General features: G+C 39.1%; 21 protein-coding genes and 3 tRNA genes. 9 read left to right on the top strand and 15 right to left on the bottom strand.

Annotated features, from left to right (window positions below; all coding sequences use genetic code 11):
- The first annotated feature begins 59 nt into the window (after positions 1-59).
- Positions 60-920 (top strand): hypothetical protein, encoded by an 861-nt coding sequence (locus AAV97_RS14060; protein WP_228136550.1) that lies wholly within the window; start codon positions 60-62, stop codon positions 918-920.
- Positions 921-994: 74 nt separating this feature from the next.
- Here AAV97_RS14060 and AAV97_RS14055 read toward each other — a convergent pair.
- The 3 genes from AAV97_RS14055 to AAV97_RS14045 all read right to left on the bottom strand — a co-directional run bounded on the left by AAV97_RS14055 (position 995) and on the right by AAV97_RS14045 (position 1300).
- Positions 995-1071 (bottom strand) — tRNA-Arg (locus tag AAV97_RS14055).
- A gap of 47 nt (positions 1072-1118) precedes the next feature.
- Positions 1119-1195 (bottom strand) — tRNA-Arg (locus AAV97_RS14050).
- Positions 1196-1210: 15 nt separating this feature from the next.
- Positions 1211-1300: transfer RNA gene (locus AAV97_RS14045), tRNA-Ser, on the bottom strand.
- Between the two features lie 264 nt (positions 1301-1564).
- On the opposite strand from AAV97_RS14045, the gene rnr reads away from it, so the two are divergent.
- The 6 genes from rnr (at position 1565) to AAV97_RS14015 (ending at position 8178) form a co-directional block, all read left to right on the top strand.
- On the top strand, positions 1565-4009 hold the full coding sequence (gene rnr / locus AAV97_RS14040; protein ID WP_212771922.1) for a ribonuclease R: 2445 nt from the start codon (positions 1565-1567) through the stop codon (positions 4007-4009).
- Between the two features lie 65 nt (positions 4010-4074).
- Positions 4075-4638: a hypothetical protein gene (locus AAV97_RS14035; protein ID WP_046760870.1), complete on the top strand. Its 564-nt coding sequence runs from the start codon at positions 4075-4077 to the stop codon at positions 4636-4638.
- Positions 4639-4717: 79 nt separating this feature from the next.
- Positions 4718-5344 (top strand): hypothetical protein, encoded by a 627-nt coding sequence (locus AAV97_RS14030; RefSeq protein ID WP_046760869.1) that lies wholly within the window; start codon positions 4718-4720, stop codon positions 5342-5344.
- 92 nt (positions 5345-5436) lie between these two features.
- On the top strand, positions 5437-7464 hold the full coding sequence (locus AAV97_RS14025) for a M3 family metallopeptidase (protein ID WP_046760868.1): 2028 nt from the start codon (positions 5437-5439) through the stop codon (positions 7462-7464).
- Positions 7465-7518: 54 nt separating this feature from the next.
- Positions 7519-7728, top strand: coding sequence for a YheV family putative zinc ribbon protein (locus AAV97_RS14020; RefSeq protein ID WP_171064900.1), 210 nt, complete (start codon positions 7519-7521; stop codon positions 7726-7728).
- A 15-nt stretch (positions 7729-7743) separates the two neighbouring features.
- Entirely contained in the window at positions 7744-8178 is a 435-nt protein-coding gene (locus tag AAV97_RS14015) for a hypothetical protein (protein WP_046760867.1), read from the top strand.
- A 67-nt stretch (positions 8179-8245) separates the two neighbouring features.
- Here the strand turns inward: AAV97_RS14015 and AAV97_RS14010 are convergent, their stop codons facing one another.
- The gene (locus tag AAV97_RS14010; RefSeq protein ID WP_042086950.1) at positions 8246-9166 is read right to left on the bottom strand and encodes a DMT family transporter; all 921 of its coding nucleotides are present in this window, start codon (positions 9164-9166) and stop codon (positions 8246-8248) included.
- A 162-nt stretch (positions 9167-9328) separates the two neighbouring features.
- On the opposite strand from AAV97_RS14010, the gene AAV97_RS14005 reads away from it, so the two are divergent.
- Positions 9329-10108, top strand: coding sequence for an AraC family transcriptional regulator (locus tag AAV97_RS14005; RefSeq protein WP_046760866.1), 780 nt, complete (start codon positions 9329-9331; stop codon positions 10106-10108).
- A gap of 168 nt (positions 10109-10276) precedes the next feature.
- On the opposite strand, the gene AAV97_RS14000 is transcribed toward AAV97_RS14005, so the two are convergent.
- The 5 genes from AAV97_RS14000 to AAV97_RS13980 form a co-directional block, all read right to left on the bottom strand.
- Positions 10277-12475, bottom strand: coding sequence for a TRAP transporter large permease subunit (locus tag AAV97_RS14000; protein WP_004825161.1), 2199 nt, complete (start codon positions 12473-12475; stop codon positions 10277-10279).
- 327 nt (positions 12476-12802) lie between these two features.
- On the bottom strand, positions 12803-13381 hold the full coding sequence (gene rrtA, locus AAV97_RS13995) for a rhombosortase (protein ID WP_046760865.1): 579 nt from the start codon (positions 13379-13381) through the stop codon (positions 12803-12805).
- Positions 13382-13456: 75 nt separating this feature from the next.
- Positions 13457-14545, bottom strand: a complete 1089-nt coding sequence (locus tag AAV97_RS13990; RefSeq protein WP_004825166.1) for a hypothetical protein — start codon at positions 14543-14545, stop codon at positions 13457-13459.
- Between the two features lie 574 nt (positions 14546-15119).
- On the bottom strand, positions 15120-15518 hold the full coding sequence (locus AAV97_RS13985; protein WP_009586036.1) for a hypothetical protein: 399 nt from the start codon (positions 15516-15518) through the stop codon (positions 15120-15122).
- Positions 15511-15768 (bottom strand): succinate dehydrogenase assembly factor 2, encoded by a 258-nt coding sequence (locus AAV97_RS13980; RefSeq protein WP_004825172.1) that lies wholly within the window; start codon positions 15766-15768, stop codon positions 15511-15513. The genes AAV97_RS13985 and AAV97_RS13980 overlap by 8 nt, the downstream gene beginning before the upstream one ends.
- 180 nt (positions 15769-15948) lie before the next feature.
- Here AAV97_RS13980 and AAV97_RS13975 point away from each other — a divergent pair, with 180 nt between their 5' ends.
- The gene (locus tag AAV97_RS13975; protein ID WP_005034122.1) at positions 15949-17121 is read left to right on the top strand and encodes an acyl-CoA dehydrogenase family protein; all 1173 of its coding nucleotides are present in this window, start codon (positions 15949-15951) and stop codon (positions 17119-17121) included.
- A gap of 116 nt (positions 17122-17237) precedes the next feature.
- On the opposite strand, the gene AAV97_RS13970 is transcribed toward AAV97_RS13975, so the two are convergent.
- From AAV97_RS13970 to rpsM, 6 genes are all read right to left on the bottom strand, one after another.
- Positions 17238-18731: a flavin-containing monooxygenase gene (locus AAV97_RS13970; RefSeq protein WP_009586044.1), complete on the bottom strand. Its 1494-nt coding sequence runs from the start codon at positions 18729-18731 to the stop codon at positions 17238-17240.
- 201 nt (positions 18732-18932) lie between these two features.
- The gene (rplQ, locus tag AAV97_RS13965) at positions 18933-19298 is read right to left on the bottom strand and encodes a 50S ribosomal protein L17 (RefSeq protein ID WP_004281488.1); all 366 of its coding nucleotides are present in this window, start codon (positions 19296-19298) and stop codon (positions 18933-18935) included.
- An 18-nt stretch (positions 19299-19316) separates the two neighbouring features.
- Positions 19317-20324, bottom strand: a complete 1008-nt coding sequence (locus AAV97_RS13960) for a DNA-directed RNA polymerase subunit alpha (RefSeq protein ID WP_004650465.1) — start codon at positions 20322-20324, stop codon at positions 19317-19319.
- A gap of 17 nt (positions 20325-20341) precedes the next feature.
- On the bottom strand, positions 20342-20965 hold the full coding sequence (gene rpsD, locus AAV97_RS13955) for a 30S ribosomal protein S4 (RefSeq protein ID WP_004825175.1): 624 nt from the start codon (positions 20963-20965) through the stop codon (positions 20342-20344).
- 12 nt (positions 20966-20977) lie between these two features.
- The gene (gene rpsK / locus AAV97_RS13950) at positions 20978-21364 is read right to left on the bottom strand and encodes a 30S ribosomal protein S11 (protein ID WP_001040166.1); all 387 of its coding nucleotides are present in this window, start codon (positions 21362-21364) and stop codon (positions 20978-20980) included.
- A gap of 19 nt (positions 21365-21383) precedes the next feature.
- The gene (gene rpsM / locus AAV97_RS13945) at positions 21384-21740 is read right to left on the bottom strand and encodes a 30S ribosomal protein S13 (RefSeq protein ID WP_004825176.1); all 357 of its coding nucleotides are present in this window, start codon (positions 21738-21740) and stop codon (positions 21384-21386) included.
- Between the last annotated feature and the right edge of the window lie 93 nt (positions 21741-21833).

Here is a 21833-nt window from a genome sequence, read left to right as displayed (position 1 = left end):
AAATGGGACATTATTCAACACTTTGGATTTCATCCGATCTCGATAGAACCACGGGTGAAATGGATGAAAATGAAACCTATCAAGAAGTTAAATACTCGATTCCATTATTTTGGTTGGCTTTATTTAAAGCTGAAGACATTCAACCTCTTCAAGATGAAGAAGGCTTAACCTATTACGTCTTTCGCGCAACAATCTTAAAAAGTTGTGAAACATTTAAATCTAGACTCAATATATGGTCAGCACTCTATAATGACGAAAAAGTCGAAATTTTAGCTCAAGCATTTTTACGATATTTACAACGCACTCCAACATTCTCAGTCGAACTTAACGTGACTGATATTATGGGAATGATGATTGATCCATTCAGTATTGAAGCTAAAAATGAAATGTTGGATATGATCAATTTCATCGAAGAAAAACATCGTGATCCCACAAGCCCATCACCATCAAAATATTGGCTTCCAAAATCTTTTGAGCTAAAAGCACCACAACATCGATATTCAGATATAGACGGTTTTGGTGAGTCTTTACTGCCTTGTGTTGAAGTAGATATATGGTTAAATAATTCTATTGAAAATAAATTAAACAAATCTTTTGATGAAGCACATTTTTATCAAATACTCTTATCCAAAGAGGAAATATCATCAGACATCCCATTGAATTATAAACATCGGTTCTTATTTCTCACTCGAATTAAAAATAGAGAGCTACGCAAATGGCTCTTTCAAGTATTCTTCGTTAATGAAATCCTATTTTTCTCTTTATTGTGGCTTAGCCTATGTTTAAGTAGCATTTTTATGCTTTTTAACATTAAAACTATTTCCTATTTTGAGATAACTGGCATTGTTATTGGGCTTATTGCATTTAGCTATTTTATTTTTCGAAAAATTGTGAAGAGAATCAATATACTAAAAAACTAAAATTAGTTTATCAAATTACAGACACAAAAAAACCGCAATGAAGCGGTTGATTTACCATCCGAAGATGTTCAAGTTGGTGCGCTCAGAGAGATTCGAACTCCCGACCCCTTAGTTCGTAGCCAAGTGCTCTATCCAGCTGAGCTATGAGCGCAATACTTGTGTTGCCTAAAGGCATTCGTTACATGTTGATTAACTTATTGGTGCGCTCAGAGAGATTCGAACTCCCGACCCCTTAGTTCGTAGCCAAGTGCTCTATCCAGCTGAGCTATGAGCGCGTCATAAGTAATCGTTGGCGGTGAGAGAGGGATTCGAACCCTCGATACAGTTGCCCGTATGCATCCTTAGCAGGGATGTGGTTTCAGCCACTCACCCATCTCACCGTAACGAGCCGCCATAATACAAAGTTAAACCCGATTCGGCAAGTGATGATATTAAAAAAAATAGAGAAATTTACTCAATTAAATACTTTTTAAGCGTTTTTCATCATTTTGTTGTTTTTTTATGCTGCAAAATATTCATCATCTTAAAAAACATGCCCAATTTCTAAAAAAACCAAATTAAAAACACAATATTGCAATCAATTACGTGCAGTATTGCACGGTATGTCTTATGCTAATCCTATCTTCTGACTAGAAACCAAATACATCATGAAAAATTGGGTCGATCCTGAAGCCAAAGCTGAAGCTGAGCGTTACGACAATCCCATTCCAAGTCGTACACTGATCTTAGAAATCATTGAGCAAAAACAAGAAGCATTATCACATGCCGATCTTGTAGAACTGTTTGAAATTGTCGATCAAAAAAGTATAGATGCTTTAAGCCATCGTTTAAGTGCAATGGTACGTGATGGTCAGTTGATGAAAGATGGTTTTAAGTATCAACTCATGGCAGATCAACCGACCCTTGATGCCACAGTTTATGTCAATGCAAAAGGCTTAGGGGTTGCCAGTCTGGATGGTAAAAAAGATGAATACTTGCTACCTGAGCGTGAATTACGCCAAGTCTTTCATGGCGATCGTGTAAAAGTTCAGCAAACCTCTGTCGACCGTAAAGGGAAAGCGTGGGGATATATCACCGAAGTGACTCAACGCCGAGTGAAGCAATTGATTGGTAAAGTTGCAGAATTTGATGGTGAGTACTTTATACAACCTGCCAATCCTAATGCACATCAACCCATTACCTTAGAAAAAGAACTCATTGAGCATGCCAAAGCCAAAGTGGGTGATACTTTACGTGTAGAAATTGATGATTATCCTACTCGGGACGAATTTGCGACAGGTCATGTGATTCAGTCCATGGCGGATAAAGCAGATACTGAAATTATCATCCCTCAAACCATTTTAGAATATGGTTTACCTTATGAATTCCCAGAAGAAGTCATCAAAGAGGCTGAGGCTTATAAAGAACCTTCAGCAAAAGATCGACAAGGACGTATAGATTTACGTGATTTACCTTTAGTCACCATTGATGGTGAAGATGCTCGCGATTTTGATGATGCCGTTTATGCTGAAAAGCGTGCAGGTGGTGGTTATCGTGTAGTTGTGGCTATTGCCGATGTCAGCCATTATGTGCGAATCGGTCAACCTTTAGATGATGAAGCACAAGAGCGCGGTACATCCGTGTATTTCCCTCACTATGTATTGCCCATGTTGCCTGAAGCGTTATCAAATGGATTATGTTCTTTAAATCCACATGTTGACCGTTTATGTATGGTCTGTGATTTAAATCTCAGCCGTGCAGGTCGGGTAACCAAATTTGAATTCTACCCATCGGTGATGCATTCAAAAGCAAGATTGACATACACTCAAGTTGCACAATACTTAGATGGCGACAGCAATGCGATTCCTGAAGATCGTGATGTGCGTAAATCTGTCAATACACTTTACCAATTATATGAAACATTAAAAGGTTTACGTGCACAGCGTCATGCAATGGAATTTGAAACAGTTGAAACCTATATGACCTTTGATGAATTAGGTGGAATTAAAGAGATTTTACCGCGCACTCGAAATGTTGCACATAAATTGATTGAAGAATGTATGTTGCTCGCCAACGTTGCAGCAGCAGAATATTGTTTAAAAAATGAAGTCCCTATGCTGTACCGTGTGCATGAAGCACCAGAGTTTTCTCGAATTCAGAAAGTCAAAGACTTTGTCAAATTACTTGGTCTTAAATTCCCTGATCAGCCGACACAGGCGGACTATCAAGCTGTTATTGAAGCGACCAAAGATCGTATTGATGCGCCAAGTATTCATGCAGTGTTGTTACGTTCAATGATGCAAGCTTATTATGGACCAAAAAATGTAGGTCACTATGGTTTGGCTTATGAAGCATATACTCATTTTACCTCACCAATTCGTCGCTACCCTGACCTGCTCTTACATCGTGCGATTAAAGCCAGTTTAACCAATAAAAAGTATCCACTTTCAGGTGCAGCATTAGAAGATGCAGGTGAACATTTCTCTGCAACTGAACGTCGTGCAGATGAAGCTTCTCGTTCTGTTACTTCATGGTTGAAATGTCACTATATGCAACAGCATTTGGGTGAAGAGTTTGTTGGTGTAATCAGCGCAACGGCTGAGTTTGGATTATTCATCACCTTAAAAGACTTGTATGTCGATGGTATGGTGCATGTGAGTCAGTTGGGCGATGACTATTTTGTTTATGATCAAGTGAGCCAAACTTTAATTGGACAAAACCGTGGACAAGTTTTTGGTCTAGGTGATGAAGTGAAGATTAAGGTTGCTGGCGTCAATCTGGATGAGCGCAAGATTGATTTTGAGTTGTTGCAACAACTGTCTCATGCAGGTCGTGCAATTCGCAGTCGTGCTCCACGTGTGGCAAAACCAACAGCAAAAGAAGAAGTTTTCTCTGAACGTCCAAACAAGGCTAAATCTGAATCTGATCGTTCAAATGTCAGTGAAGATGGAGAACGCCCCATTCGAAAGAAAAAAGCCAAAGGAAAACCCAGCTCTTACAGTAAAAAATCTGGAAAAAGTACTTCAACAAAGTCTGAAGCAAAGACTAAAGATAAAGTGAAGAAAAAGGTAAAAAAGAAAAAGTCGAATGCGAAAGCAAAAGATGAATAATTTTTTAGGAAGCCTTACTTTGTAAGGCTTCTTTTGATTAATTGAGTCACTTTATCATTCAAAATATGCAAAATAAAAATATAAAATCTATTGTTTGTTTGATCTATGTTTATATGCTCGTCAGTGCGATCTGGGTTAAATCAAATGCAAGTTTTTTACTTAACCCTAAGTTAGATATTGCATTATTGGTGCTTTGTGCCGTACTCACGATAATTGCTACAATTTTAATTTATATTTTTAGAAAAAATATCAAACAAATTGATCCTTTAAATATAATTTATGATCCAGAAAAAGCTTTTAATTTATTATGGTTACCCCTACTTATTTTCTTTTTTATTGATTGCCAAGTTTCTGGAATTGTTCCTATAGCATATACCTCACTTTTGGGAGAACAGAAACTGATAAATGTTCAAACACATACCATTTATAAATCAAATCGCCGTAATTTTTTCACGTGTAATTATCAATTGGGTATCAATGATCATTCTAATGAATTTCTAAATCTCTGCATTTCAGAAGATTTCTATAACAAATTTAAGGATCAGCAAGAAATTCCGACTCAACTTATTGTCGTTGAGTCACCATTAGGCTCTTTAATTACTCACATTAAAGTATTTAGTCACGGATGATTCCATTCGTTAAAATTGAAATGTTCAATATGCATTTACTCTATAATTATTAAATAAGAATAGCCCAAGAAGCAAAGTTATGAAAATTAAAACCACCATGTCACTTGCAACACTGTTACTCAGCTGTGTAACTTCTGCTGAAACCATCACCTTTAAAACTCAAACGATTCCTCAGAAATACACAAACTTTTCAGGAACTATTCCTTTTATCCAAGGCAAAGACTTTGAAAAAATCAATCAACAGATCCAGCAAGAGCTTTTAGCAGATGAAACGTCTCGAATTGATTTTAGTTCAGAGCAGGTTTATCAAGATCACAATTATTTAAGTATTCATATCCATTTAGAGATTGAAGGTGGTCGAAGTTATTATCGTGAAAAATACTATGTGATCGATTTAAAAAAGAAACAATTCGTGACTTTGCCACAAATACTCAAAAAATATCAATTGTCCGCAAGTCAAATTTCAAGCGAAATTGCCAAACAACTTGATCCATGTATTGAGCAACAAAAATCAGCAATCGCTGAGAATTGTGACAGCGCAGATCTGCAATATCTATATCGAGACTATGCAGAAGATCGAAAGATCATTGATCTAAAAAAAGCAGATGGTTTTTATCTGAACAAAGATATTTTAGGCATTAGTTTCGATGCTGGACCGTTTTCTGTACCTTTTGAATACAACATCAAAACCAAACAGTTAGACTAAGCACTGTGTTAATTTTATTGTTATACCTTGATTTCGCCACTTAAAAGCCCTACATCTATCTATAACTTTAGAATTGATATGGCATAAAGCATATGACATTAGAAAAGGCAACTTTGCCTATCCCCCAATTTGATCAAATCACCTTAGATCAACTTCAACACAATATTGAACAAGCCATTCAAAATGGTCAAAACTTTTTAAACGAATTGTCTCAAGTTCCTGAAACGATTCAGCAACAACTTACCGTGATTGAAACGGTAGATACACTTGAAAACAATATGAGTGAATCTTGGGGAATTTTGTCACACCTCAATGCGGTCATGAACAATGCCGAAACACGCGAAGTGTATCAAGCCTTATTACCAAGCCTCAGCGAATACTACACTCAGCTTGGTCAACATGTTGCTTTGTTCCAGACCTATCAAAATGTCTATGACAATAGTATTTTTGCTGACTTATCAGCAGCTCAACAGAGTGCAATTAAACTCGCGCTTCGAGACTTTAAGCTTTCAGGTGTAGCTTTAGAAGGTCAAGCCAAAAAACGCTATGCTGAAATTTCAGCACGTCTATCACAACTCTCGTCAGACTTTTCAAATCATGTTTTAGACTCGACCCAAGCATATCGTAAAGTTTTAACGACAGAACAGTTAAAAGGTTTACCGCAAAGTAGCATCGAATTGCTCAAACAATATGGACAGCAACGTGAGTTAGACCAACCTGTTGCTACTTTAGATATTCCATCCTATTTGGCGATCATGACCTATGCTGATGATCGGGCTTTGCGTGAAGAGCTTTACCATGCCTACGTAACACGTGCATCTGATCAAGCAATTGACACACAGTTTGACAATGCGCCGGTCATGGTTGAAATCCTGAGCTTACGTCAGGAGATGGCAAAGCTTTTAGGTTTTGACAATTATGCTGAATATTCACTTGCATCAAAAATGGCACCCGATGTTGCCACTGTAGATCAATTTCTTGTGGATTTAGCAGAACATGCGCGCACTCCAGCATTAAAAGAAGTTGATGAACTCAAAGCCATCGCCCAACAAGATGGTATCGACGAACTGAAAGCTTGGGACAGTACCTACTATTCTGAGAAACTTAAAGTTCAACAGTTCAATCTTTCTCAAGAAGATTTAAAACCTTACTTCCCAGCACCTAAAGTCATTCAAGGCTTATTCAATGTTGTAAAACGCTTGTATGGTATCCAAGTGATTGAGCGTGAAGCTCCGCTTTGGCATAAAGATGCACACTACTATGAGCTAGAAGATCAAGGGACTGTAATAGGTGGATTCTATTTTGACCTTTATGCCCGCAATGGTAAACGTGGTGGTGCATGGATGAGTGGCTTCCGCTCACGTATGCAAACCGAAACAGGTTTACAAAAACCAATTTGCTATATGGTTGGAAATTTCACCCCTCCTGTAGGTAATCAACCTGCGTTATTAACACATGATGAAGTGAATACCTTATTCCATGAGTTTGGTCATGGCTTACATCACATGTTAACCGAAGTGGATAATATCGCAGTTGCAGGAACACACGGTGTGGCTTGGGATGCAGTTGAATTACCAAGTCAATTTATGGAGTTTTGGACTTGGGACCGTGAAAGTTTAGCTTTAATCAGTGAACATATCGAATCTAAAGATACACTGCCCGATCACCTGCTTAAAGCATTGTTGGATGCACGTTTCTTCCAATCAGGTATGCAAACGTTACGTCAAATCGAATTTGCTTTATTTGACTTAACCATTCACAAGCTCACTCCTGCACTGAATGCAGAACAGATCCAAGCGACTTTAGATGATATTCGCCATAAATATGCAGTGTTAGCAACTGCACCTTATAACCGTTTCCAAAATGGGTTCAGTCATATTTTTGCAGGAGGTTATGCTGCAGGCTATTATTCCTATAAATGGGCTGAAGTTTTAGCCAGTGATGCTTTTGACCGTTTTGAAAATGAAGGTGTTTTTAACACCCAGACTGGTCAAGAATTTCGTAAGGCAATTCTTGCAGTTGGCGGAAAAGATACAGCACTTGACGCATTTATCAATTTCCGTGGTCGTGAGCCAAAAATAGATGCATTATTGCGTCATCAAGGTTGGACGAATAGCTAAAAAAACGCTTAAACTAACGGTCAAAATTGTTTAAAGTGTGGTGGGTGTATGAATATTAAACGTCGTTTCATTGCTGGTGCAAAATGTCCGAAATGTGAAGCGATGGATCGTATTGTAATGCTCACCCAAGGCGATGCTGAATGGATTGAATGCATCGAGTGTGGTTACTCTGAAAATCGCCCTACTCATGTAGATGCGCCTGAAGAGCCAGCCATACCTGATGAAATTGGGGTGATTCAATTCAAGCCTCGCTCTTCAAAATAAATTGGATCTTATAAAATGTATGTAGAAGAAAGAAATAATTCAAAATTAATGTGGATCATTGCAGGTGGCTTAATTGCGGTTATTTTATTAGTTGCTGTTTTTTTCTGGTTGAATCACTCATCCGAAACGACACAAAATAATGAACAAACTCATCAAACTGCACCTGCCAAAAAAGTACCAGAAACTGCTCCAGTTACCGCACAGCCCGCTGAGCAAAGCGCTTCTGCAACCAATGTGGAATTAGTCAACGAAACGATTTTAAAAGATAAAGTCCCAGAGAATGCCAGTTTGGCAAAAGAGGAAGTTGCCAAGTTAGAAGACATTCAAAAACAATTGGATGATCAACAGCAGAACCTCACCTCTCAACATGCGGATGCAGATCAATTGATTAAGTTGAAAGAAGAGCAAATTAAAATATTAGAACAACAACTTGCTGCTCAAAAGCAATAAAGCGGTGGATTCATAAAAGCCTAAACAAACACACTGTTTAGGCTTTTTTATGGTCAATAAAATACATTTAAAGTGAGTCGAGTGACTGTTTATTTCGTTTGCCCCATTGAATCGGTTTTTGCATCATTTGTGCCAATAAAATTCCACACAATGTCAGACCACCACCAACCAAATGGAAAACTTGTAGCTGTTCTCCGAGCAATACCACTGCAATTAAAGCAGTAAAAACCGGCAATAAATTCATAAAAATACTATTCTTATTCGGTCCTAAATGCCTTACCCCCTCAATCCATAAATAAGACAACAAAATAGACGAGAAAATGCTGGCATATAAAATTAAAGGAATGGTGTGTTGATTCAACTGCATTTGAGAAGCAGGTAAAAAAATGAAAAAAGGTAAAACATATAGGATTGCAAAAGTAGACATCACAAAATTTGCTTGCCACGCAGGGATCGGCATTTTCCAACGCTTTAACAGAACGCCATATAGCGCATAACCGATTGATGCAATAAGCATTAATGCATCACCAAGATGCATACCTTGAGTAAACACCTGAGCAATATGTCCATGACTCAATAAGTACAAAATACCATAAAAAGACAATAAGCCCCCGATCACCAAACCATAACTCACCTGATCTTTTAAAATCCAAGTACTTAAAATAATTGTCAATAAGGGAATCAGCGCTGTGACAATCGACATATTGGTTGCGGTCGTGGTAGCAGCAGCCTGATAAGATAAAAACTGAAATAATGAGACTGATAGAAAGCCACCTAAAGCCAAGTGCTTCCAGTATTGAGCAATGACTTTACGATTTTTCCATGTCGGAATCAGAACAAAAGTACTCATCACAGCCAATGCAAAGACTAAACGATAAAATGTAATCGCTATCGGTGAAATTGCATGGCTCGCCATTTTGGACACAATGACATTTCCAGCCCAAAACAAAATGGCAAACAAGGGATAGAAATATGCTTTTTGGAACATAAGCTTCTGCCTATACAGAAAGAAGCAATCATGTTAAAAAATATTGATTTCGAGCTTGTACGACAAAATGACAAAAATTATCGAGAAAAGGACATTTTATTTATGATAGGCACAGGGTCATGTTGAAAATAAAACCAAACATTCAAATATGGAGGTAGGTCGTTGGGCAATAATTACGATCATGGATTTTTAGATTATCCTGTATATGCATTTACTGAAAACTATAGTCACGGTCATGTAGAAGATTGGCACAGCCATGATCGAGTTCAGCTCATTCATACGCTTACGGGTGTAATTCGAGTACAAACCACAGAGGGAACTTGGGTCACACCTCCTGGACGTGGCGTATGGATTCCTGCCTATCAGCTTCATGCCTTGCACATCAGTGGTGATGTACAAGCCTATGGCGTATTTATCGAGCCTGATGTACGTGATCAATTGGTGAATCATTGTCGTGTCGTGAGTATTTCTCCCCTGCTCAAAGAGTTGATTCGTCATGCCATGCAGATTCAAAGCCCAATTCAGCCACACAGTCGAGAGCAGCGATTACTTGAGTTGATTTTAGATGAAGTGGCACTACTACATGTACTGCCTTTTAATTTGCCCGAACCGCAAAATATTAAACTGCAAAAACTCTGCGTTGCTATTAAAAATGATCTGGCTCAGGATTGGAGCTTAGCGCATGCCGCAGCACTTTTGCATATCAGCCCCAAAACCCTTACACGACATTTTCAAAAAGAAACCCAAATGTATTTTAGTCATTGGGTTCGCCAAGCCCGCTTGATGCAAGCAATGATTGATCTCGCAATGAATAAGTCAATTTTCAATGTTGCTTTAGATTTAGGTTATGACAGTGCAAGTGCTTTTAGTGCCATGTTTAAACGAGAGACCAGTTTAACGCCCAGTGAATATATTCAACAATTTCAGTCTGACTCACTCTAAACACGGTCATCAAGTTTTAGCACAATCATCGACATATCGACTACAGCTATTTATAAATGTTCGCTTTAACTTTTTTGCTCAAATATATCAGCACTTAAAAGCTGTAATTTCTCCACATAATACATACCATCAAAAAAAGCGCCCTAAGGCGCTTTTTAATTGTGGTCATTACTTCGCACTATACCAATCAAATAGATTAAATAAGTAAGGTGCATAGGTCACGATCATTAAGGCAGAGAACAAGACCACGATTGGTAAGATCCAACGCTCATAACGATAATAGAAGCTGGTATATTTTGCTTTCGCTTCAGCGTCAGCGGCGGCGACTTCAGCATCGCCCACAGAGAGCCTCGTCAGCAAATGATTCAGTGCAACTGGTGGCGTCACATAACCGAACTCGAATGCAACCAATACAATCATCCAGAAGTGGATTGGATGGATACCATTATCAAATGCAACTGGCGCAATCGTTGCAGCAACCAGAATCACCGCGCCGAATGGATCTGTCGTCATACCAATCATTGCAAGCAATAACGCCATAAAGCCAAGCGTTACCAAGATACTGCCCAGATGCGTTGGAACCATGGTCACGATTTCGCTACGCTCAATCAAACCACCCACACTTGCAGACAATGCCATCAGGATAATCAGCGCACCAATATGTCCTACACTCTCAGAAGTCGCAAAACGAATCGCACTGCGGAAACCACGCTTAGTTTCTGCGGTATCTCCATGCTCACGCAAGTACTCTGAATTCTTTTCATGTTCCAGTGCAAGTGCTTTATTTGGATTTTCCGGAATTGGTAATTTATTGCCAAATAATTTATCAAACAAAATAAATGCCAACAGCATGATTGGAAGAATAACAGGTGCAGTAAACTCATCCATTTGCGTGTCTAAACCGAACTTATAGAAGCCGATCACAACTGCAACAATCAAAATATATGGGATCACAGGTAAAAATGCGCGCAACATACCTGGAACTGCAACTTTTGGTGAGTTAATGCGGAATTTATTCTCTGCAAGGAACAATGACACCCCGAGGAAAATAAATGCAGTTAACCAGAATACATAGATACCGTGATCAAATAACTCATCAGAAGTGACATGGCGGCTATCAAGCATCGAAATTAAAATCACCAACAGACATGGACGTAATACCACACCCAATGAACCTGACATTGCTGAAACAGCCAATGCATATTGACGGCGTGCACCAGAATTCCATACTTCTTTATAGATGATCGCACCCGCGGCAACAACGAAGATACCCGATGCGCCAGTATAGGCTGTAGGAATTGCAGCACCAATCAAAATGATCCAAGTCAATGTTTCTGGCGCCAAGTTCCAAGGACGTAAAATCGCCAAGAACAAGTCCATGACTCGGGTTTGAGTTAGTAACATCCCCGCCCAAATGAACAGCGCTAAGTTCAGGAAGATATTAGAGAACTCAGTCAATAAGCCAAGGTAAATCCCTTGTCCCATTGGATAGTCCATAAAGAATGTAAAGGCAATACCCGTTACAATCGCCATGAAGGCATATAAAGGAATGCTGAGCAGTGCTAGTCCAAAATTCCCACCTTCTTCGGCTGTTTCAGGTGTGCGGAATAATTTATACAGGCTAATCACAGTGAGGACGGTAAATAGAATCATCCACAACCAGTAGACACCGATGGTTTCCAGTGTAGATTCTACACCTGAGTTTTGTACGGAACGATACTGGCTAATTACCGAGAAACTGAGCAATGCATTACCAAGCACCATTGCAACGTTATAAACTTTAAAATCAAGTTTGGTTCGTGCAGGGCGTAAACCAATATGATGCATTTTTAATGATGCTGTGATTGCAGCAATCACTACCATCAAAATTAAAATCAGGACGCGATGTTCAGAGCCCCATTTCAATATCCAGAAAAAGCCCGTTTCCATTGAACGATAAGTACGAATGGATGGATGATCTTCCATATGCTTCATTGACTTATCATAGAACGCATATTTTTGTTCACAATCAGTCTGGGCTGAAACAAATGACGCTCGGACATCCGCCTCAGGTGTTAACCCGAAAAACGCAGCATCAGGATCACTGGCTTCCTGTTGCATTTTTTCTTTTACCAGCTTATCGATGTCTAGATTGCGATCACATGAAGGTTGTTTTGGTTCGGCACGTAAAAAGGAATATTGCATTCCTATTTTTTCGTCTCCATACAGGCGTTCGCCTAAACGGAGCATTTGCCCATGGATCATATCCCCTGTCCCAATAATCAAGGTCAGCAGGAGTAGAATAAGGATGGAAAAGGTTGAGAACCACTCATTCCAGAGATAACTGAGTAGACCTAATCCCGATCTATTATTTACAGGTTCTTGCATTGTTATTCCAGTTTTAAAACCACTATGCAATTGCTTGCATAACTTATCTTTATTATTAGGTCAGAGGTAAAATCCTTTACCAATACCCATTCCTATCGGTACATCTTAAATTTGCCGTAATTTTCCTAGAAAAAACATGACAAAGATTAATTTTTTTGGCGACCTTTTTGTCAACTCACCTCTAAATTTATAATTTAATATGAGAAAAAATCAGTGTTTATCTATTATTCTTACTAAAATACGCTGAATGCCTGAAGAATCAAGAACAAAAGCAGATCAAAATTAATCAATTGTAAGAAGTTAATATTTTTGTCTCCCCTTACAATATTACCTATTCTTTAAAACATTAAAATGAAAAACCAAAGTTAAAATTGAACAAATACTGCCAAAAATGACACCTAGTAAATGAGCCTGCGTCAATACAGGATGACCAATCAATTGTTCTGTTTGTAGAGCGCCAAAGCGATATTCCCAAGCTATTTTTCCAAGGATGAGTAAGAGTAGCAATGCAGCAAATTTACGTTCCTTTGGTTGTTGCAAACTCACAATTGCACAAAAAATAAATAAACCATGCAAAACACCTGACAAGCCTGCATAAGCGAAAATCTGAGGATAGAATAGATAGAAACAAAGACTGAGTAAAGGTGATAAAACCAGCAATAACAAGATTAAGACTTTTTGTTGAATGTTGGGAAATAGCAAAGGGAGACATGCCAAAGCCAACACATTTAAGCCATAATGAATCCATCCCACATGTACCCAATGCCCTGTCCACCAACGCCAAGGTTGAGTCAGAAATAAGTCTGATTGATAAATCAAGGCATTTTGAAAAAGCTGAAGAACTGCAAAAAAAGTGATGCTTAAACCAATAAACCAAAAATTCTCATTATGCTTCTGTTGGACCATGCGACACCATAAAAAAGAAGAGCTATTGCTCTTCTTTGATTCTAACCAATCTATTCATTAGAAAGAAAATGAATGTTATGGATTATTTGCGGGTTCTTCTGTAGATGGAGCAGGATCTTCTGTTGGCGCAGGTAAGTCATTGAATAACTCGTCATCACCAGAGGAAGCTTGTTCATCCCAGAAAGTAGACATACCATCATCTGGCGCACGTACACCTGTGTTTTCAGTCCAGTAACGATCTGCGATACCTTGGATCATCTGACCTGCCATACCATCTAACAATCTAAATTCAGGGTTAACAGGCTTATCATCAGCACGAGATGCAGCATAAGCTTTTAACGCAGATCGCAATTTTGCGTCATCACCGCTGGCTTGAGCAGCCACAGCATTCATTGCAAATGCCAAACGAACGCCTTTTTGTTCTGCAATTTGCATAGATTGTTGTAAGGTTTGTGTCGGATCTGGCTTACCATCTCCTGCACCTGGTAACAAGATCCAAATTACAGCACGGGTCGCCATTGGCGCACCCCAGAATTTGTTATTGTCTAAACATGTCATACCACGTTCAACAATTGCAGCAATATCTTTAGGCACATTCACTGCACCGCCAGAGTTAATATCATTGGTCATAGCCTGCAAGCCACTCAGTAAACCAATGAGATAGATGGTTTGATCTAAGTCCTTACGCATGGTTGGACAAGAGTCACCCAAGGTATATTTATATTTGGCTTGCCAACGTTCTGCAAATAACTGATAACCCGTGTATTGGCGTTCTGCTGCCAATGCTGCCCAGCGCTTTTGTTCTACACGCGCATCTTGCGCTTCTGTGACTTTACCGTCTTTGGAAGCACGTAAATATCTGAGTTCAGCATCCAAGGCGCGATTTTCTGCACACATTCCCGCAGCGGAATAGAGTAATACTGCCATACGGGTTGGATCTGCCCCCATATCTTTAGTTGCCATGATTGCTGGAGTTAATGCATTGCCAGAATTACACGCCATATCAGTATCATTTCCCGCCAAAATTGGTGGAACGATATGCTTTTCACTAAATCCAAGTGCAACATTGGCACCTGATTTAACGACATATGAGCATCCTGATAATACAGACGAAGCAATCACAGCGGTCAGCATCAATTGACCAAATTTACGGGCCTTAGACATACTCCTGTCCTCTATATAATTGTGTTTATATCCTTTTTAAATAACAATATCAGATGCATTCTCTGAATAAAAGAGTAATTGCTCTAATTCTATCTGAACAATTTGACAGACTTCCTTGTGTATTCAATTGACCTGATCTTTTTTTTATAGAAATTTTAGGCAAAAAAAAGTAGCATTGCGACGGTTCAGCACATGCTACTTATTAAAAGGTAAACTCTATTGAGAGAGCTTATTGGTTTTAAACTTACTCGCGTTAACTTTGTTATCGTGAGCCTTTTCAATCTGTTCCCTCAGCATAGTTCCTAGTCTTCCAAATATAATTGCAAGCATGATTGCAACCACTAAGAACCAAAACGTATGAATTTCACCCATTTGGAAATTCCTCCTCGCTGTTGGTATTTTTAATTTACAGGTAGAAGTATGTTTTTGAAGAGATAATTGTCAGACAATTGCTGAATTGCACAATTTTTTATCCTTTTGGTCTAACAATGTGAACTAGATTGCCATTTTTTTAATTAAGAAATTGTTTTATCAGGATTAAATTTAACTTTAAAAATTTATATTTGTCAGACAATTATTGAAGTTTGACCCGAGATTTCAAAGATTTCCACGCCAAAATACTCATTTGATCCTGCCAAATAATCAAATTCGCATGTTTTTTTTCATTAAAATACACCACAACATAAAAACTATGATCAATCATGTGTTTGATCTGCACATGCTGTGCTTGTTGTAAATCCGTATATTGAATCACCCATTCAGCTAAATCCAATTGTGCCAAACTTTTTACCTGCCGATGTTTTCTCAACCATTTTAAACTGAGTAATCCCAACAACAGTAACAACAAACACAACCAAATATTCAAAATTTTCAGCCACAGAATAAACATCAATGCTAGGCATAAAAGCTGAAAACCCAGTGCAATCCGACTGGGTCTTAATTCATATCGCTGATGTTGACTTGATTCAGCCATGAACATAATGTTTTAACTTATTGATCAATACTCTTAACTCTGGACGTGGTGGTTCAGAAACCTCCATAAACCAATCAAGTAGGTCTGGATCTTCTTGATCAACCAATTCTTTAAATAAGGCTTTTTCTTGTGCATCCGCTTGTAAGTAATATTGTTTTACATAAGGGTCAAAATAAACATCAATCTCTTTTAGACCACGACGTGCGCGATAAATCACCTTACGCTCTTCTAAACTCATTTCTTCTGACATTTTTTACCCCAATGATTCAGTTCTGGCTTAGTTTACCTTATTCAACATTATTTTCGCGCTAAATTCTTTGAAATGACCAAATTCATCATTTAAAAATAAGTTTTGAGCATTCATCTCATTGCGGCAATTCGACATTTCACCTAATTTCAACTCACTAAAACTCATATGGATATTATAAAAATGCAATCAGGTGCAATTCGACCTCTAAGCAATATGTTGCCACGCCAATTATTTAATTCAGATCACGAGGCTTTTCGTGAAACTGTACGAAAATTTTATGAAAAAGAAGTTGTACCGAATATTGCAAAGTATGAGCAACAACAACATGTCGACCGTGACTTGTGGAATAAGGCTGGTGAACTGGGTTTACTTTGTGCAACCATGCCTGAAGAATATGGTGGTTATGGAGTTGATCGCCTATACAGCATGATCTTAATTGAAGAACAAGCCTATGCGATGGATTCTTCAACTGGCTTTTCTCTACATTCAGATATCGTTGCCAACTATATCAATAATTTTGGTAATGAAGCGCAAAAGAAACATTGGTTGCCTAAAATGGCATCTGGTGAAACCGTCACTGCAATTGCAATGACTGAACCGGGTACTGGATCTGACTTGCAAGGTGTTCGCACTACAGCCGTTTTGGATGGTGATGAATATGTCATCAATGGTTCTAAGATCTTTATTACCAATGGTTATCTTTGTGATATGGCAATTGTGGTCTGTAAAACAGGCAATTCTGATAAAGGTTCGGCAAACCTATCCTTAATTATCGTTGAAGCAGACCGTGCTGGATTTACCAAAGGCAAACCCCTCAATAAAATTGGGATGAAAGGTCAAGACACTTGTGAATTGTTCTTTGAAGATGTGCGAGTCCCGAAAGAAAACCTTTTGGGTATGGAAGGTATGGGCTTCATCATGCTCATGAAAGAGTTGGCTTGGGAACGTATGTTGGTGGCAATTATTTGTCAGGCGGGTGCAGAAGCCGCACTGGCGCATACCGTTCAATATACCAAAGACCGTAAAGCCTTTGGTAAACCGATTGGTGCATTTCAGAATACCCGTTTCAAACTTGCAGAAATGCGCACAGAAATTGATTTCTGCCGTGCTTATCTTGATCGTTGTATGGAATTACAACTTCAAGGAAGCTTAGGGGTCGATGCTGCAGCAGCGGCAAAATATAAAATTTCTGAACTATTTTCAAATGTTGTCGATGAATGTCTACAATTGCATGGTGGCTATGGCTATATGATGGAATATCCAATTGCTCGTGCATATATTGATAATCGTGCAAATCGGATTTATGCGGGCACCAATGAAATTATGAAAGAACTCATTTCACGCTCCTTATAATTGAAATGTTCTGATCAAGGAGCTTCGGCTCCTTTTTCTATAGCCAAGCTTTTTATAATTAAATTTTATCATCACATAAAAAAGGAGCTTACGCTCCTTTTTATTTCCAAATTAAATTAGGAAACCAGTTTAGGCTTTTTTGCTGCTTGCGCTTCCCGTTTGTGAAACTTTAAAACCCCATCATCAAACTTGGCATTTTTAAGCTCTTTACGATCTGCAAGATAATTATTGGTCACTTTCCAAGGCGCATGTTTACCTTGTTTTGGCATAACATCCGCAGCACGTGCGATATAGCCCGAGCTTAAGCTACCCATCACAGTATCTTCCATTAACTCTGTTGCATCACCTTGAGGAATCACTTCATCATAGCCTTTCTTGTCCATATAATTGACCAGACGACAGATATATTCTGCTGCAATATCAACTTTCAATGTCCATGATGCGTTGATATAACCAATAATCATCGCCATGTTTGGCACATCGCTGACCATCACACCCTGATACAACATATGTTGAGAAGTATTCATTGGCTTATTATCAATAGTAGCTTTAATACCACCTAAAATTTGAATTTCTAAACCTGTTGCCGAAACAATGATGTCTGCATCTAAATGCTTACCAGACTTGAGCTGAATACCTGTTTCAGTGATTCTTTCTATATGATCGGTTTCCACACTGGCTTTACCCGAACGTAAGGTTTTAAATAAATCACTGTCTGGAACAACACATAGACGTTGATCCCAAGGATTATAACTAGGTGTAAAATGCTTAATATCTGTTGTTGAGCCTTTTAACTGACGTTCAATTCGATTCAGTAAAAAACTTCTAACAATTTTTGGTTGGCTCTGTGCCAAAGCATATAAACCACGTTGAATGCCAATGTTACGTGCGCGAGTCAATTTATAGGCAATATCTTCTGGTAAAACTTTACGCATCTTGTCATAAACAAAATCAATTGATGGAATAGACGCAACATAAGTCGGTGAGCGTTGTAACATGGTCACATGACCTGCTCCACCTTTAGCCATTGCAGGAACTAAAGTAATGGCAGTTGCCCCACTACCAATAATCACTACTTTTTTACCTGTGTAATCTAAGTTTTCTGGCCAAAATTGTGGATTAACGAATTCACCTTTAAAATCATTTTTACCTGGATAGTCGGGTTGATACCCTTGATCGTAATTATAATAACCTGTACAGCCAACTACGAAGTTTGCGACCCAAGTTTGTAATTTTTGATTTTCATCTTCAATTTCTACAATCCATTTTTTAATTGAAGAATCATAATTTGCAGTACGCACACGATGATTAAAATGAATTTTATCTTTTAACTTAAACTCTTCAACAACTTCTGCAACATAACCTTTGATTGATGCGCCATCAGCTAATACATTGGCTTTTTGCCATGGTTTAAAATTAAAACCAAATGTAGACATATCTGAGTCAGAGCGAATACCAGGATATTTAAATAAATCCCACGTACCACCGAAGCTTGCACGACGTTCAATAATTTCAAATGAACGTTGTGGCGAGTTTTTAGAAAGATGTGCAGCAACACCGATACCAGAGATACCTGCGCCAACGATAAGAATATCAACTTGCTTTTCCATGTTCTTTTTATAACCTTTTTAAGAGTACATTTTTATTAAAGCATAAATTTGACAATACACAATGTCAAGTTTGAATTTTTCTGACGAAATTTATGTCAATTGAGGACAAATTTAAAAAATTGTCTAACAATACAGGCACAAAAAAAGGTCGGTGAGACACCGACCTTTTTCGAACAACCGATTGTTCTATGACGTAAGTAATTAGTTTACTTCACGATCCACAAGCTCTACATAAGCCATCGGCGCAGCATCACCTGCACGGAAACCAGCTTTAAGAACACGTAGATAACCGCCGTTACGTTCTTTGTAACGAGGGCCAAGAACGGTAAATAATTTACCAACTGTTGCTGCTGAACGAGTACGAGCAAACGCTAAACGACGGTTTGCTACAGTATCGTTTTTAGCTAAAGTGATTAAAGGCTCAGCTACACGACGTAACTCTTTTGCTTTAGGCACAGTCGTTTTGATTAACTCGTGCTCAAACAAAGAATTCGCCATGTTTTGGAACATCGCTTTACGATGGCTGCTGGTACGGCCTAATTTCACACCACTATTACGATGACGCATGGTGATAGTCCTACTTAATTAACGGCTACGATAGGCGAAACGATCGTCCATACGGAGACTAGCTGGTGGCCAGTTCTCTAAACGCATGCCGAGCTGTAAGCCCTTAGAAGCCAGAACATCTTTGATCTCAGTAAGCGATTTCTTACCAAGGTTAGGAGTTTTAAGCAACTCAACCTCAGTACGCTGTACTAGATCACCAATGTAGTAAATATTTTCTGCTTTCAAACAGTTAGCAGAACGAACAGTAAGCTCTAGATCATCAACTGGACGAAGCAAGATTGGATCAACTTCTTCACGTGGCTCTTGAGCAACTGGAGCTTGATCTTTCTGAAGATCAACAAAAATTGCAATTTGTTGTTGCAAGATTGTTGCCGCTTTGCGGATCGCTTCTTCAGGATCTACTGTTCCATTTGTTTCAAGATCAATGATCAGCTTATCAAGGTCAGTACGTTGTTCCACACGAGCGTTTTCAACTGTGTAAGACACACGTTTGATTGGGCTATAAGAAGCATCTAACTGTAGACGACCTACAGGGCGCGTTTCACCTTCAGGGAAACGTGAGTCAGAAGTTTCATAACCACGACCTTGAGAAACTTTCAAGCGCATTTTTAATGAGCCTGAAGCACTTAAAGTACCGATCAAATGTTCAGGGTTAACCACTTCAACATTATGCGGTAAGCGAAGATCAGCAGCAGTTACATCGCCAGGACCTTGCTTTTCCAATGTTAAATATGCTTCGTTTTGATCGAACAGCTTAATAGACAATCCTTTTAGGTTCAGCAAGAGCTCGACGATGTCCTGCTGCAAGCCTTCTAAAGTACTGTACTCGTGCTCGACACCCTCTATTTCAACTTCTACCACAGCAGCGCCAGGTAAAGAAGACAATAGGATGCGACGTAAAGCATTACCAAGAGTATGACCGAAGCCACGCTCTAATGGTTCAAGAATCACTTTTGCCGAGGTCCCGCTTGCCGCTTCGACCTTGATCGCTTGCGGAGTTAGAAACTCGTTTGCAGTACGCGTCATTATTGCTACCTCAAGGATTATTTAGAATACAATTCTACAATCAAGCTTTCGTTGATTTCAGCAGGTAAATCAGAACGATCAGGTGCAGCTTTAAATGTACCTTCAAGTTTTGAATGATCTACGTCAATCCAAGCAGCTGTGCCACGTTGAGCAGCTAATTCAATTGCGTTTTTAATACGTAATTGTTGTTTAGCGCTTTCGTGAACTGCAATCACGTCACCCGCTTTAACTTGGATAGACGCGATGTTAACACGACGACCATTTAAAGTGATTGAACGGTGAGATACCAGCTGACGAGCTTCTGCACGTGTAGAACCAAAACCCATGCGATAAACAACGTTATCGAGGCGGCTTTCAAGCAATTTCAACAAGTTTTCACCAGTTGCGCCTTTAACACGAGCAGCTTCTTTGTAGTAATTACTAAATTGACGCTCTAAAACACCGTACATACGACGTACTTTTTGTTTTTCACGTAATTGTAGTGAATACTCAGATTGTTTAGCACGGCTTTGGCCATGTTGACCAGGAGCTTTAGCAGATTTTTTTGTTTTGACGTCAAAAGGTTTAACGCCAGATTTTAATTGCAGGTCTGTCCCTTCGCGGCGAGAGAGTTTGCATTTTGGACCAATATAACGAGCCATGAATGTTTCTCCTTACACGCGACGTTTTTTAGGTGGACGGCAACCGTTGTGCGGAATCGGAGTCACATCGGTAATGCTGTTAATTTTATAACCCACTGCACCTAATGCACGAACCGCAGATTCACGACCTGGACCAGGACCTTTAACAAGGACGTCCAAGTTTTTCAAACCGTAATCTAAAGCAGCTTTACCAGCAACTTCAGCAGCTACCTGAGCAGCAAACGGAGTTGATTTACGTGATCCACGGAAGCCTTGTCCACCTGAAGTAGCCCAAGCCAATGCATTACCTTGACGATCAGTAATCGTAACAATGGTGTTATTAAAAGAAGCGTGAATGTGTGCAACACCTTCAGAGACGGTACGGGTGACCTTCTTGCGTGTGCGAGTATCTTTAGCCATCTTTTAGCTTCCAGAAATCTTATTTCTTAATAGGTTTGCGCGGACCTTTACGGGTACGTGCGTTAGTTTTGGTGCGTTGTCCACGAACAGGCAAGCTGCGACGATGACGAAGACCGCGGTAGCAGCCTAAATCCATTAAACGTTTAATGTTCATGGAAATTTCGCGACGTAAGTCACCTTCGGTAGGAACCTTAGCAACTTCAGCACGAATCGCATCAAGCTGAGCGTCATCTAATTCACGGATTTTAGTCGTAGTTGCAATACCAGCAGCAGCTAAGATACTCTTAGCAGTGTGGCGACCAATACCAAAAATATACGTGAGAGAGATAACAGCATGCTTGTTATCCGGAATGTTTACACCGGCAATACGAGCCATTCAAATTTCTCCAAAAAGGCAGTAGAGATAATCAACCGCCCCACAAAAATCTTGAGGGGCGGATAATAACCTAATTAGCCTACTGAAATCAAC

Source organism: Acinetobacter sp. Ag2, assembly GCF_001005515.1.
GTDB lineage: Bacteria > Pseudomonadota > Gammaproteobacteria > Pseudomonadales > Moraxellaceae > Acinetobacter > Acinetobacter bereziniae.
Note: the sequence above shows the minus strand (reverse complement) of the source record. Positions and strands in the feature narration are given on the sequence as shown.